This window comes from Arboricoccus pini (assembly GCF_900187945.1).
GTDB classification, from domain to species: domain Bacteria; phylum Pseudomonadota; class Alphaproteobacteria; order Geminicoccales; family Geminicoccaceae; genus Arboricoccus; species Arboricoccus pini.
The window spans coordinates 193,234-206,539 of sequence record NZ_FYEH01000007.1 but is presented as its reverse complement, the minus strand read 5'-3'; the positions used below and the strand labels follow the sequence as shown (position 1 = coordinate 206,539).

The 13,306-nt window shown below is 65.7% G+C and carries 12 protein-coding genes; 4 read left to right on the top strand and 8 right to left on the bottom strand.

The features are described 5' to 3' along the window. Positions 1–320 precede the first annotated feature (320 nt). The 7 genes from rpsD to CFB17_RS11790 form a co-directional block, all read right to left on the bottom strand. Positions 321–935, bottom strand: a complete 615-nt coding sequence (rpsD, locus tag CFB17_RS11820) for a 30S ribosomal protein S4 (RefSeq protein WP_088561750.1) — start codon at positions 933–935, stop codon at positions 321–323. Positions 936–1,160: 225 nt separating this feature from the next. Beyond that, positions 1,161–2,147: a dipeptide epimerase gene (locus CFB17_RS11815; RefSeq protein ID WP_088561749.1), complete on the bottom strand. Its 987-nt coding sequence runs from the start codon at positions 2,145–2,147 to the stop codon at positions 1,161–1,163. Positions 2,148–2,381: 234 nt separating this feature from the next. Beyond that, positions 2,382–2,834, bottom strand: coding sequence for a molybdenum cofactor biosynthesis protein MoaE (locus CFB17_RS11810; protein WP_088561748.1), 453 nt, complete (start codon positions 2,832–2,834; stop codon positions 2,382–2,384). Continuing rightward, the gene (gene moaD / locus CFB17_RS11805; protein WP_243389860.1) at positions 2,834–3,091 is read right to left on the bottom strand and encodes a molybdopterin converting factor subunit 1; all 258 of its coding nucleotides are present in this window, start codon (positions 3,089–3,091) and stop codon (positions 2,834–2,836) included. Before moaD ends, CFB17_RS11810 begins: the two co-directional genes overlap by 1 nt. Positions 3,092–3,104: 13 nt before the next feature. Continuing rightward, positions 3,105–3,728 (bottom strand): CDP-diacylglycerol--glycerol-3-phosphate 3-phosphatidyltransferase, encoded by a 624-nt coding sequence (gene pgsA / locus CFB17_RS11800; RefSeq protein WP_088561800.1) that lies wholly within the window; start codon positions 3,726–3,728, stop codon positions 3,105–3,107. Between the two features lie 17 nt (positions 3,729–3,745). Continuing rightward, a complete protein-coding gene (gene uvrC, locus CFB17_RS11795) occupies positions 3,746–5,764 on the bottom strand; it encodes an excinuclease ABC subunit UvrC (RefSeq protein WP_322112137.1) in 2,019 nt (672 codons plus the stop codon). Between the two features lie 43 nt (positions 5,765–5,807). Then, on the bottom strand, positions 5,808–6,803 hold the full coding sequence (locus CFB17_RS11790) for a threonine ammonia-lyase (protein WP_088561746.1): 996 nt from the start codon (positions 6,801–6,803) through the stop codon (positions 5,808–5,810). Positions 6,804–6,985: 182 nt separating this feature from the next. Here CFB17_RS11790 and CFB17_RS11785 point away from each other — a divergent pair, with 182 nt between their 5' ends. The 4 genes from CFB17_RS11785 to CFB17_RS11770 all read left to right on the top strand — a co-directional run bounded on the left by CFB17_RS11785 (position 6,986) and on the right by CFB17_RS11770 (position 12,053). Further along, on the top strand, positions 6,986–7,930 hold the full coding sequence (locus CFB17_RS11785) for a 2-hydroxyacid dehydrogenase (protein ID WP_088561745.1): 945 nt from the start codon (positions 6,986–6,988) through the stop codon (positions 7,928–7,930). 638 nt (positions 7,931–8,568) lie between these two features. Then, positions 8,569–9,897: a nucleotide sugar dehydrogenase gene (locus CFB17_RS11780; protein ID WP_088561744.1), complete on the top strand. Its 1,329-nt coding sequence runs from the start codon at positions 8,569–8,571 to the stop codon at positions 9,895–9,897. A gap of 3 nt (positions 9,898–9,900) precedes the next feature. After that, positions 9,901–10,521 (top strand): cytidylyltransferase domain-containing protein, encoded by a 621-nt coding sequence (locus tag CFB17_RS11775; RefSeq protein ID WP_088561743.1) that lies wholly within the window; start codon positions 9,901–9,903, stop codon positions 10,519–10,521. Beyond that, positions 10,518–12,053: a surface carbohydrate biosynthesis protein gene (locus CFB17_RS11770; protein WP_088561742.1), complete on the top strand. Its 1,536-nt coding sequence runs from the start codon at positions 10,518–10,520 to the stop codon at positions 12,051–12,053. Before CFB17_RS11775 ends, CFB17_RS11770 begins: the two co-directional genes overlap by 4 nt. Here the strand turns inward: CFB17_RS11770 and CFB17_RS11765 are convergent. After that, complete coding sequence (locus CFB17_RS11765; protein ID WP_165769580.1) at positions 12,050–13,282, bottom strand: hypothetical protein; 1,233 nt, start codon at positions 13,280–13,282, stop codon at positions 12,050–12,052. The genes CFB17_RS11770 and CFB17_RS11765 overlap by 4 nt on opposite strands. Positions 13,283–13,306 lie beyond the last annotated feature (24 nt).

Below are 13,306 nucleotides of genomic sequence, written 5' to 3'. Positions count from 1 at the left end.
GGCACAGACGTATACCAGCATCTCGCAAGCCTCGTTTATGCGCTGATGGCGCGCCACGATTCACGCGCATCTGGATGCTTTATCAGTTCAGAGGAACGGCGTGATCTGTGGGCCAAGCACTACGCGGAGGGGCTCTGGCCGCCCAAAGGCGGCCTTGAGCAAATCGTCGAGGCTACGGGGGCGTACCGTCGCCTTGCCACTGGCTGATTCGCCGCCGAACCAAGGAACCCTGCATGGCAGCAAAAGAAAAAGCCCGCCATTGCTGGCGGGCTCTCTTTTGACCGCTCCCCTGGGATCGCCGATGGCGACCCGCCAAAGGGTCAGCGCGAATAATACTCGATGACCAGATTGGGCTCCATCTGGACCGGGTAGGGCACGTCCGCCATCTTCGGCACGCGCACAAACTGACCCTTGAAGACGCTGGTATCGACAGTCATGTACTCTGGCACGTCACGCTCGGGATGCGCCGTCGTCTCGAGCAGGCCCTGATGGTTGCGCGACCGCTCACGCACCTCGATCTCGTCGCCCTCACGAACGCGATAGCTCGAAATGTTGACCCGTCGGCCATTGACGCTGACATGACCATGATTGACGAACTGGCGTGCGGCGAAGATCGTCGGCGCGAAATTCATCCGATAGATGACCATGTCGAGGCGGCGCTCGAGCAGGCCGATCAGGTTCTCGCCAGTGTCACCCTTGAGGCGGACAGCCTCCTCGTAGGTGCGACGGAACTGACGCTCGGTCATGTTGGCGTAGTAGCTCTTCAGCTTCTGCTTGGCGATCAGCTGCAGAGCGTAGCCAGAGAGCTTCTTGCGCTTCTGGCCATGCATGCCAGGGGCATAGTTCTTGCGCGCTAGAGGGTCCTTGGCGCGACCCCAAAGGTTCACGCCCAGACGGCGGCTGATCTTGCCCTTGGCTTCAATACGCTTGGTCATCGGCTATGGAGGCTCTTGGTCCAACGGAAACAACGAAGACACACGCACCAATCGCATCGTCGGCTCAGACGATGAGATCGATCCGCGACAGGCGAATGCGCAGTCTGCTGAATTGCAGGCCGCGAAGTCGGCGGGTTATAGCCGATCCGAAGCGCTTGTCAAACCTCGGATGCATGTTTCCGCCTGCTTCCAGGCGGTCGGGCGATCCTGGCTGAGCCGATCATCCTATCCCCAGAGCTCACGGGCGGCCGGGTAGAGGGTGCTATGCTCAAAGCGCAGGGGAACGCTGCGATCTTGCGCCAATTGCCGGAGGCCGTCGAGATCGACGAACCTGGCGCGCTGCGCCACGAGCATGGCCGGCGCTGCCCCGAGCGAGGAGCCGCAGCCCCCGGCCACGGCAAGGCCCAGCCCGACGTCGCGTGCCTTCATGGCAAAGCGCAGTGCCTCGGTCAGGCCACCTACCTTGTCGAGCGTCACGGTCGCGACGTCGTAACGGCGCGTCAGCCCTTCCAGATCCTCGCTTGTCTGCACACTCTCGTCGGCGGCGATCGGCACGGGATGGAGAATGTCTGCCAGCACCGCGTCCTGGCCCACCGGCAATGGCTGCTCGACCAACTCCACATTGGCGGCGGCCATGGCCGCCAGATAGGGCTCGAGCCGACCTTGCGTCCAGGATTCCTCGGCGTCGACGACGAGGCGGCAGCGCGGGGCGGCCTCGCGTACTGCCGCCAGTCGCTCCAGGTCGCCATCGCCACAAAGACGGAGCCGGAGGATGGCACGATCCGCAGCGGCGGCGGCCGCGGCCGCCATGATAGCCGGCGGCCCCGGCGCTATCGTGTGGCTCGTGACCACTGGCCCCGGTCGGTTCAGGCCGGCCAGTTCCCAGACCGGCAGGCCGGCGAGCTTGGCTTCAAGGTCCCAGAGTGCGCAGTCCAGCGCATTGCGCGCCGCGCCGAACGGCAGGGCGACGTCGAGTTCGAGGCGGGACGCGCCATCCTCGATCGTCCCTTTCTGGCCACGAATGAGCGCCATCACGGATTCGATGGTCTCGCCGCGGCGGCGGCACGGCACGCTTTCGCCGCGTCCGACCTGTCCATCCGCCTCGATGACAACTGTCACGGTCTCCGCATGCGTGCGTGCCGAGCGCGCGAACGGGGCTGGCTCCTTGAGCGGAAATCGCTCATGGCGCACGGTCAGGCGGCGTCCGGCCATGATTGTCCTCCGATAAAAGGGATCTGATGGAAGGTAAGATGTGAGTTGATTACGCTGACCCGGCAGGCAGAGCGGCGTGCGGGCCAGTCAGAGGGGAATCAACCGCGTCTAGCGGGATCGGCACTGATGCTGCATTGCAAGCTATGGCCGTCTAGCAAAGTGCCCCTCGGCTTGGCAAGTAGATCCATCCGATTTGCCTAAAATGCCGCAAGCGTGCGCTCGACGGACGCTCGCTCAAGACTGCCAGCGATCGCGAGCCATCTTGTCGCTGGCCCTGGCCTCGACCCAGTGACCGCCTTCGCCGGTCTCTTCGTATTTCCAGAACGGGGCGTCGGTCTTGAGCCAGTCGATGAGAAAGGCACAAGCATCGAGGGCGGCTTGTCGATGGGTGGACGCGGTGGCGACGAAGACGATTGGCTCGCCAGGCAGCATGCGGCCGACGCGGTGGACGATCAGGCTGTCCAGCAACGGCCAGCGCCGATGCGCCTCCGCCTCGATCGCGTGGAGTTGCTTCTCCGTCATGCCCGGATAATGCTCGAGGGTAAGGGCCTGGACCGTCCGGCCGCCATGCGCGTCGCGCACGAGCCCAAGAAAGCTGGCGATACCGCCGGTGGACTGTCGCGCCTTGGTGAAGTCCGCGAGGAGCCGGCCGGGATCGAATATCGCTTCCTGGACCCGGACCGCCATCAGCCCCCCGTTACGGGCGGAAAGAACGCCACCTCGTCGCCGGGCAGCAAGGTACGGTCGTCCTCGACATAGTCGTGATTGACCGCACAGCGAACGATGCCGCCGGCAGCGCAAGCCTCGGCGAAGCGCGGATGGCGCCGGCCCAGCCATGCTTTGAGGGCGGCCACATCCTTGATCTCGGCCGGCAGGTCGATCTCCTCGGCGGCCACGCCGGTCCGTTGCTTGAGCCAGGCGAAATAGCGGATCTGCAAAGGCATCGGCCTCCTTGCTTCAGGAACCGTGCGTCGCGGCGACACGCTCGGCGGTGCGCTGCTGTCCAGGTGGATCCTTGTCCTTGCCGTCCAGCTTGTCCGCCAGCATGTGGCGAAGGCCAGCTTGCAGGTAATCCCAGCCGGTCACGAGGGTCAAAAGCGCGGCCCCCCAAAGGCCCCACCAGCCGATCTCGGCCGCGTAGAGCCAATGCGGCGCCGCGTTGCCAGCGATCAGGCAGCAGATCGCCGCCATCTGCACGCCGGTCTTCCATTTGGCGAGCCGGCTCACCGGCAGGCCCACGCTCACCTCGGCCATGTATTCGCGCAGCCCCGAGATCATGATCTCCCGCGCGATGATCACGAGTGCAGGCAAAAGGGGCGCCTCGCCGAATCCGACCAGCATGATAACGGCTGCGGCCACCAGGATCTTGTCTGCCACCGGGTCGAGCCAGCGGCCAAAAGCCGATTGCTGCTTCCAGTAGCGAGCCAGATAGCCATCCAGATAATCGGTGATCGCCGCCGCGACGAAAATACCGCAACCGATGAGCCGTGCCTCTGGGCCGGGAAAGTAGAAGCAGGCGACCATCAAGGGCACCAGTCCCACGCGCACGATCGTCAGGATGTTCGGCCAACTCCAGAGCATGCGCTCGTCCAACATAATCAGCGGCTGTCGTGAAAATGATCGTAGACCTGGCGGGCGACAGCCTTGTCGATGCCCGGTACCTGTTCGAGGTCGCGCAAGCCGGCTTGGCTGACCCCCCGTGCCGAGCCGAAATGCTGCAGCAGCGCCTTCTTGCGCTTGGCGCCGATGCCAGGCACGGCATCGAGCTCGGACCGCCCGATGGCCTTGGCGCGTCGGCCCCGATGGGTCGTTATAGCAAACCGATGCGCCTCGTCGCGCAGGCGTTGGAGAAAGTAGAGAACCGGATCGCGCGGGTCCAGCGAGAACGCCTCGCGGCCGCGCATGAAGAAGCGCTCGCGGCCGGCATTGCGGTCCGGCCCCTTGGCGACGCCAAGGATCGCGACGTCGCGCACGCCCAATTCATCGAGCGCTTCGTGCGCGGCACCCAGTTGGCCCGCGCCGCCATCGATGATCACGAGATCGGGCCAGCCCGCCCGCTCGCGATCCGGATCTTCCTTGATAAGCCGGCCAAAACGCCGCCGCAGCACCTCGCGCATCATGGCGAAGTCGTCGCCCGCCCGGAAGGTCGGCAGGCTTGCGGGAAGCGGTTCGGAGGCCTCGGCCAGCGCCTCGCTCGACAAGCCGCCTTTGATGTTGAAGGTTCGGTAACTCTTGCGATCGAAACCCTCGGGCCCGGCGACGATGAAGGCGCCGATAGCGTTGGTGCCCTGGATGTGGCTATTGTCGTAAACCTCGACCCGCTGTGGCGCCGCTTCCAGGCCGATGCGCTCGGCCAAGGCCTCGAGCAGGCCCTCCTGCGCGCTGGTATCCGCCATGCGCCGGGCCAACGCCTCACGCGCGTTCTTGAGTGCGTCCTCGACGAGTTGGCGCTTGTCGCCGCGCCGAGGCTGGGCGATCTCGACCTTGCGTCCGGCGCGAATGGCCAACGCTTCGGCCAGGAGCTCCTGCTCGGCCACATCGTGGCTGACGAGGACGAGCCTGGCTGGCTGCCGATCGCTGTAGAACTGTGCCATGAAGGCTGCCAACACCTCGGCATCCGTCGAATCCCGCGTATGGCCCGGATAATAGGCGCGATTGCCGTAATTCCGGCCGCCACGATAAAAGAAGACCTGAACGCAGGCTTGGCCGTGCTCGGCGTGCATGGCCACGATGTCGGCATCGTCGACCGCGTCGGTGTTGATCCCCTGCCTGGAGCTCACATGCGCGATCGCCTTCAGCCGGTCGCGGTAGACAGCGGCCGCCTCGTAATCCATGCGCTCCGCCGCGGCCGTCATCCCTTCCTGCAGGCGCGCCTGGATGTCCTTGGTGTGGCCATTCAAAAACTCCTTCACCTCGACGACGAGGCCCGCATAGCTCTCCTTGTCGATCCGGCCGACGCAAGGCGCCGAGCAGCGCTTGATCTGATATTGCAGGCAGGGCCTGGAACGCACATTGAAGATGCTGTCGGGGCAGCTGCGCAACGGGAAGGCGCGCAGGAGCGCGTTCAGCGTCTCGTTGACCGCGCCGCTCGAGGCGAAGGGCCCAAAATAATCGCGGCCCGCGCGCTTGGCGCCACGCTGGCGGCCGATCATCGGCCATTCGTGATCGTAGCGCAGATAGATGTAAGGAAAGCTCTTATCGTCGCGCAGAACGATGTTGAAGGTCGGTCGGTAGCGCTTGATGAGGTTGGCCTCAAGGAGGAGGGCCTCCACCTCCGAGGCGGTGGTAACGAACTCCATGGACCTCGTCAGGGCCACCATGCGCTGCAGCCGCGCGCTGAGGACGCCGATCTTGGTATAGGCAGGAACGCGCCGCTTCAGCGACTTCGCCTTGCCCACGTAGAGGACCTCACCCCGCTCGTCCTGCATTCGGTAGACGCCGGGCGCATTCGGAAGCCGCGGCACCAGGCTCCGGATGAGCTCGGCACCCTTGAGCGGCGCAATGCCGGACGGGGCTGCGAGCGGTGCGGCGGTCTCCTCCGCCGCGCCCGCGCCGGCGGGAGAGGCTGTCGGGGTATCCATCACCCGGTTATTGGCAAGCCGGAGGCGCCCATTCAAGGGCGGCCCGCACGATTTCACCCCTGGTTCCTGAGAAGCGGGCTCAGCTGCGGATCAGGCGCAGGAAGCTCGACAGCTCGATCGTCGAGCCGCAGACGAGGACTCCGACCCTGGCGCCCTGCAGCCGGTCGCGCAGCGGACCCAGCGTGGCTGCCAGGGTTGCGGCACCTGCAGGCTCACACATCAGCTTGAAGCCATCGAGGTAGAGACGCATGCCCTCGATCATGGCCGCGTCGGGAACGAGCACGACGTCGTCGACATAACGGGCGCAAAGGCCGAAGCTGTAGGGCAGCGTGTAGGGCGCACCCAGGCTGTCCGCGATCGTCTCGACATGGTCCAGCCGAACAGGCGCGCCCGCGGCGAGGCTGCGGGCCATCGAATCTGCTCCCTCGGGCTCGACACCAAAGACGAGGCAGCTGGGCTTGATCTGTTTGATGGCAGCAGCCACGCCGCCGATGAGGCCCCCGCCGCCGATGGAGATCACCACGGCATCAAGATCCTTGACGTCCTCCAGCCACTCGGTCGCCACCGTGGCTGCTCCGAGTGACGTGAAGCGGCCCGCAAAAGGGTGGATGAGATAGCGCCCTTCCTCGGCCTGAAGGCGCGCTGCCTCGTCGAACGCCGCCGCGACGTCCTCGGCGATCACCACCTCGCCACCAAGACTGCGTACCAGCGCGATCCTCGCAGGATCGGCCGTCTTGAACATCACGAGTCTCGCATTCACCCCAAGGCTGCGCGCGGCCCACGCAGTGGCGATCGCATGATTGCCGGCGCTGACGGCAGCAACCCCCCTGGCGCGGCGTTCGGGCGTCAGGCTCAGAATGACGGCCAGCACGCTGCGTGCCTTGAACGAGCCCGAATGCTGGAAAAGTTCGAGCTTCATGTTCAAGCGCGTACCGGAGGCTAGGCGCCGCGTGATGGCGGGCGCCAGGCAATCGACGCTGGGCGTGCGCACGATTCGCGAAGCGAGCGCTCCGGCGGTTTCACGAATGGCCGACAGCGGCAGCGTGACCAATTCGTCGAGTGAGCCTTCCGTCAACCGCAGAGCCTCCAGCTATCCACGAAATGGTAGATTTACGTGAAACGACCGTTAACTAAGCGCCCGGCGGCGCCTGTGACCAGGGGCCTTCCGCGCTCGCCAATATCCAGGTGCTGCCTTTTCCCGTAAGCATTAAGACGCTAGGCAGTTTCCCAGCGTCACGCATGTGCCAAGGATTTGAGATGTCCAAGCCCGATGTACTGGTTCTGAAGGCCAACCGTCCAAAACAGATGGCGATGCTGGCAGAGGCCTATCGCTTGCATCGCTACGACGAGGCGGCGGATCCGGCGGCCTTACTGGCCGAGGTCGGGCCTTCGATCCGTGCCGCCATCGGCCTGGGCGAATCCAAGGTCGACCAGGCACTCCTGGAGAAGCTGCCCAAGCTCGAGATCGTCTCGCTGGCCAGCGTCGGTTACGATAGCGTGGACATCGAGGCCTGCAGGGCGCGCGGCATTAAGCTGACCAATACGCCCGACGTTTTGACCAACGACGTCGCCGATCTGGCGCTCGTCCTCCTGCTCTCCATCCTGCGCCGCGTGCCGCAGGGCGATCGCTATATCCGCGAAGGGCGATGGGCCAAGGAAGGCTCGATGCCGCTTGCAAAGAGCGCCACCGGCCTGACGGTCGGTATTTTGGGCCTTGGCCGGATCGGCAAGGCCATCGCCAAGCGGCTGGAAGCGGTCGGCATGAAGATTGGCTATCATGGCCGGCATCAACAAAAGGACGTCACCTATGGCTATTATAAGAACCTGAAGGACATGGCGGCCGACCGCGACGTGCTGATCATCGCGAGCCCGGGTGGGCCCGCGACGCGGGGCATCGTCAGCGCCGAGGTCATCGAGGCCCTGGGCCCGGAGGGCTATATCGTCAATATCGGTCGTGGCAGTGTCATCGACGAGGCGGCGCTGCTGGCGGCCCTGAAGGAAGGCAAGATCGCCGGCGCCGCACTCGACGTCTTTCTCAACGAACCCGAAATCGACGAGGGCTTCTTCGCCCTCGATAATGTCGTCCTGCAGCCGCACGTGGGCAGCGCGACGAGCGAGACCCGCGACGCCATGGCCCAACTCGTGGTCGACAATCTGGCGGCCCACTTCGCCGGCAAGCCGCTCCTCACGCCGGTGGAGTGAGCCGGCTAGGGCCGAGAGCGGAACCTGGGTCGGCGTGGCAAGCCAGCGCTGTCGGAAAGTCAGGACCATCGGCTTCGGCTTCTCTGTCCGCCGGGCGATATCGCGAGTTCGTACTCGACCTCGGCCTTGAGTGCCGTCAGGAGGCTGCCATCCATGCAGGCCTCCAGAACATGCGGATGGGCATGGCTCTCGCAGCGGACCGCTGGCGGCGCTCGGCCACGACCTCGATGGCGGCGACTGGGAAAAACCCTTGGCTGCCCCTCTATCCTTCGCCAGCAGGAATGGCAGCGGTAATGCTTGCGTCCTTTGACGCCACGGCCGGCCGCCCGGATGTGGCTGTCCTGGTTGACCGGCGATATATAAACGTCCTGCGGACTGGGGCACCGCCTTGCTCCAGGTTCGGCTGATGAGCGACTTGTCCTTGATCAGCGATCCTCGGGCGCGTAGAAGGCGAAGCCCTTGCCGACAGGCTGCCCGCGTGATGCCGGGCGCGGCATCGCTCACATAGTCCAGACCGGCGGCCACGTTTCGCTCTTCGCCACCGCGGTCTCGACCAGGTGGGGAGGGGAACAGGATGTGGCAAAGCGCGGTCCCGCCAGGTCTTCAAACGTCCGAGCGAGCTTGAGAGCGATGCTTCCATGAGCGGTTCCGCCGTCAGCCTGCGCACTCGGATCGAAGAGAGGAAAGCTATCGTCGCTGTGATCGGCCTTGGCTATGTCGGTCTGCCGCTCCTGCGGGCCGTCCTGTCGGCAGGCTATTCGGCGATCGGCTTCGACATCGACCGCGCCAAGCTCGCCGCCATCGAGGCCGGACGCACCTATATCGCCCATCTGGATGCATCCCCGGTTCACGCTGCGGTCACCAATGGCTCTGCCCGCGTCACGGATGACTACGCGCTCCTGGCCGAGGCGGACATCATCGTCATCTGCGTGCCCACCCCTCTGGGACCGCACCAGGAACCCGATCTCTCCTATGTCGAGGCGACGGGGAGCGGCCTGGCCCGGGTGCTGCGGCCAGGGCAACTCGTCGTACTGGAATCGACCACTTATCCAGGCACGACCACAGATCTGCTCAAGCCCATCCTCCAGAGCGGCGGCCTCGTCGCGGGGCGGGATTTTCACCTGGCCTTCTCGCCCGAGCGCGAGGATCCGGGCAATCCGCTCCAGGCAGCCGAGATCCCCCGAGTGGTGGGCGGCGACGGCCCCGTGGCCCAGGAATTGGCGCTGGCCTTCTATGATAGCGTGGTCGTCAGCACGGTCGGCGTATCCAGCCCCGCCACCGCCGAGGCGGTCAAGCTCACCGAGAATATCTTCCGCGCCGTCAACATCGCACTGGTCAATGAGTTGAAGACCGTTTTCGCCGCCATGGACATCGACATCTGGGAGGTGATCGAGGCGGCCAAGACAAAGCCTTTCGGCTTCATGCCTTTCTATCCGGGCCCCGGCCTAGGCGGCCACTGCATCCCGATCGATCCCTTCTACCTCACCTGGAAGGCACGCGAGGTCGAGGTGCAGACCCGCTTCATCGAGCTGGCGGGCGAGGTCAATACGAGCATGCCGCGCTATGTGGTCGAGCGTCTGGCAGATGCCCTGAGCAGGCGGCAGCGCAAGGCGCTGGCCGGCGCGCGGGTCCTTCTGGTCGGCGTCGCCTACAAGGCCAATGTCGACGACACGCGCGAGAGCCCAGCCTTTCGTCTCTGGGAGCTTCTGGAGCGCCAGGAGGCCATCGTCGCCTACCACGATCCGCACGTGCCCGTCCTTCCCGCCACCCGGCATTATCCCGGCCTGAGCGGCAAACAGAGCACGATACTGTCCGCCAAGGTGCTGGCGGACTTTGATGCCGCCATCATCTGCACGGCGCACAAGACGGTCGATCACGCGCTTTTGGCCAGCCACTGCCCGCTGGTCGTCGATACGCGCAACGCGCTCGGCACGTCGGGCTCCTGGCCCAACGTCGTCAAGGCCTGAGCGATGTTCGCCGGCAAAGCCGTTCTATCCGTTGTTCCCGCCCGGGGAGGCAGCAAGGGCATTCGCGACAAAAATCTGCAAGACGTAGCGGGGCGCTCGCTCGTCGCCTGGACGACCGACGCGATCGAGTGGCTCCCCTGGATCGACCAGGCTCTTCTCTCGACCGACGATCCGGCCATCGCCGCCGAGGGCCGGAGGGTCGGCCCTCCCGTCCCTGCCCTCTGGTTCTGGCCCAACACCGATGCCGGCTCGGACACGACTTCGCATGGCACCCGCCGCTTTCGCGCAAAACACGCGATCCCGCACGTCCAATTCTTCAAGACCCTGGCGCCGGAGGATTTCCTGAACGTTCTCAAGTGTGCCATCGCCATTGCCGGCAATTCCGGCGTCAGCATCGGCAAATGCGCCTATCCGGGCGTACGGGCGAATGATATCGGCAGCCGCCAGCGCGACCGGGGAGCCTATGCCATCGACGTGCCGCATGAGCCAGGAGGCCATAAAGTGGGCCGTTCTCACCGCGATGCGCCGCGAACGGCCCCGTCCCGATCAGATCCGTGGCGACGGCAGGGCCGCCCAGCGGAGGCCACTATCCTTGCCCATGCAGCGCTTACCTTTTTGAAATGACCCTTCCCTCGAGCCGTCCCCTCGTCGTCCTGCCGATCGAGATCCGCAATCGGGAGCTGGATGGCATGCTGCTTCTGGGAGCGGTTCTGGCAGAGCGCGGCCATCCCGTCTTGATGGGCAATCGCCAGTCGCTCATTCGCCGCCATGCGTCGCTGCCTCCGGCGATCCTTCTGGGAAAGACCGTCCAGCAGCCGGATGCCGAGGTCTATAGCCGCTGGCGAGAGGCCGGCCACCGGATCGCGGTCCTCGACGAGGAGGGCCTTATCACCTACTCGACCGAGCTCTATCTGCGCCGCCGCGTCCATGTGCCGACGATGACGCAGGCCGACATGCTGCTGGCTTGGGGGCCCGAGCATGCGCGCATCTGGGAGGGCGTCGAAATGGGCCTGCCGCGCCCGCCAGTGCGGGCCGTCGGCAATGCGCGCTTCGACCTGCTTCGCGCCGAACTGCGCGGCGCCCATGCCGATGCGGCAGCGGCGATACGGGCAAGGCTCGGTCCCTTCATCCTCTTCAACAGCAATTTCGCCGCGGTCAACGCTTTCACACCGGAGCAGAACCGCTTACCCCATCCAGACGAACTGGCGCGGGCCGGCCAGACGCCGCCCCCATATTATGATCCGGGCCTCGCCCGCTACCGGCACAGGCTCTTTGCCGCCTACAAGGAGGCCCTGCCGGCCATCGCCCGGCGGTTTCCCAACCATCGGCTGGTCGTGCGGCCCCATCCGGCCGAGTGCCCGGATGCCTGGCGCCAGTCGCTGACCGGCTTGCCGAATGCGCATGTCGTCTACGAGGATGCCGCGCAACCCTGGATCATGGCAGCGACCCAGGTTATCCATCACAGTTGCACGACAGCCGTCGAGGCCTACCTCATGGGGCGTCCTGCGCTGAGCTATCGACCGGTCGAGAACGACGCCTTCGATCCGCTCCTGACGGGCGTTTGCAGCGAGCGGGTGCGCGACCTCGACACCCTGCTGGCAAGGCTGGATGCCTGTCTCTCAGGCGATACGCCGCGTGCCGATCCGATGGCCCGGGAACTCGTCGCGCACCGGCTGACCGGGATGAAGGGAATTTTGGCGGCCGACCGCATCGCCGATGCCCTGGCCGAGTTGCCGCCACCGCGACTTGACCTCAACGCCAGGATCAGCCGCTGGCGCTGGCATTGGCATGAACTGCGCAAGGAGGGGCCGGAGACATGCCGCTCGGTCGCCCGGTTGAACGCGCATTTCTATCCGCCGGAAGAAGCCGGTGCGGCGCTGGTCGATCTCCAGGCGAGGCTACATGTCTTCAGCCGGCTGCTCGGGCGCTTTGCCGGCGTCGATCTCGGGGCCGCACCGCTCGGCCCGGAGGCGCCACAGACCTACTGGCTGCGCGCGCATGGCATTGTGGCCGGCCAGGACGATGATCTTGCGGCCGGGACGATGGAGGCGGACGGGCTGGCTGCTCCGTCGCACTGCATCAAAGGCCTGACGGCTCAGCGTGCCTTGCCGCTTCAGCTGGGCCGGCGGCGCGCGGCCGGATCGCGACCAGCCTAGAGGGCAGCACCTTGCGCCAGCGGCGCCGGCCGGCCGCTGGGCGATTGCCTGGCGCGCGCCTGCTGGCGTTTGTCCCATTCCTCGCGCAGCACGTCGCCGACAATGACGATCTCGCCCTCCAGCGATTCCAGCATGTCCAGGATGAAATCGAGTTCCAGGTCGGGCGCGTGTGGGGCGGCATAGGCGTTGGGCGTGGAAGTATCGCCCGGATAGGTGCCGGCGGGGTGGCGGAAAAGGTCGATGCCGCCCACGATCAGCCGCGCGGGCCGCAGGGCCACGGCCACGGCGATCATCACGGCGCCGTTGGTGGGCCGGTAAAAGCCGAAACGGCTGAAATCCGTGCTGCCCAACCGCTCTGCGGTGGCATAGTCGAGCTTGCGCGACGTCGCCGTGAACCGGCCCAATATGTCCCGCTCGGATTCAATCGAGAAGAAGCCGAACAGCCGCTGCTCGGGCAGTCGCTCGATGCTCTGCTTGGCGCCGGTGAAGACCATGTCGGGGGTGGTCAGAAACCCGCGCGTGGCCCAGGAGTGATTGACTCTGAAGCAGCAATCAAAAGCGAAGTCGGCGAGCCGCGGGTCTTCCGAGGATGGCCCGTTGCCCAGGCAGATGATGTTTTGCGGGCCGCCAAGGCGCTGGCGCAGTTCCTCGAGCGTCTCGACCGCGCGAAAACCCTGCGGCGGCGGCTCGAGCGCCCGGTCGCGCTTGAGCACCGAGCGGCGATAAAGCTCGCGCTTGGCGACGATGAGCGGCGTCGCCCGGTCCACCACGGGTGCCAGCATCGTCCCCGATGCGTGCTCATGGTCGAGTTCGATAACGGTGGTCGCGGGGTCGTCGGCAACCGCCAGGGCCGCGCGCTCGGCGGGCGGCACGACGATCAGATCCGGGGCCAGCGACAAGCGCCGCATGAGGCCACGGCGTGGGCGACCCAGCATCAACGTGGCGGCACCATCGACCGCCAGTCTGTCGATCAGACGCCGCGGCAGCCCCCGGCCGCCGTCGGGAAGCAGAAGAAGGTTCGGCTGAAGTGCTGTGATGAAACGCGCATCGGCGCCAAGGAAGGGCAGCGGCAGCGGATAGACATGTACCGGGAGGCCCGAGCAGCGCGCGGCGCGACGCGCGGCGCGATCGCTCGAGGCAACTAGCAGATTCATGCGCGGGAACGCCGCGTGCAGCGCCTTGAAGAGCTCCAGGCCGTTCTCGAAGCCGCGCCGATTGCGCGCCATCATCAGCAAGGCGCCGCCTTTGCGGCG

What these genes read in the sequence shown, in the direction of transcription:
- rpsD (WP_088561750.1), bottom strand. Translation starts at nt 935, where the DNA reads ATGACCAAGCGTATTGAAGCCAAGGGCAAGATCAGCCGCCGTCTGGGC.
- CFB17_RS11815 (WP_088561749.1), bottom strand. Translation starts at nt 2,147, where the DNA reads ATGGCCGGACGCCGCCTGACCGTGCGCCATGAGCGATTTCCGCTCAAG.
- CFB17_RS11810 (WP_088561748.1), bottom strand. Translation starts at nt 2,834, where the DNA reads ATGGCGGTCCGGGTCCAGGAAGCGATATTCGATCCCGGCCGGCTCCTC.
- moaD (WP_243389860.1), bottom strand. Translation starts at nt 3,091, where the DNA reads ATGCCTTTGCAGATCCGCTATTTCGCCTGGCTCAAGCAACGGACCGGC.
- pgsA (WP_088561800.1), bottom strand. Translation starts at nt 3,728, where the DNA reads ATGCTCTGGAGTTGGCCGAACATCCTGACGATCGTGCGCGTGGGACTG.
- CFB17_RS11785 (WP_088561745.1), top strand. Translation starts at nt 6,986, where the DNA reads ATGTCCAAGCCCGATGTACTGGTTCTGAAGGCCAACCGTCCAAAACAG.
- CFB17_RS11780 (WP_088561744.1), top strand. Translation starts at nt 8,569, where the DNA reads ATGAGCGGTTCCGCCGTCAGCCTGCGCACTCGGATCGAAGAGAGGAAA.
- CFB17_RS11775 (WP_088561743.1), top strand. Translation starts at nt 9,901, where the DNA reads ATGTTCGCCGGCAAAGCCGTTCTATCCGTTGTTCCCGCCCGGGGAGGC.
- CFB17_RS11770 (WP_088561742.1), top strand. Translation starts at nt 10,518, where the DNA reads ATGACCCTTCCCTCGAGCCGTCCCCTCGTCGTCCTGCCGATCGAGATC.
- CFB17_RS11765 (WP_165769580.1), bottom strand. Translation starts at nt 13,282, where the DNA reads ATGATGGCGCGCAATCGGCGCGGCTTCGAGAACGGCCTGGAGCTCTTC.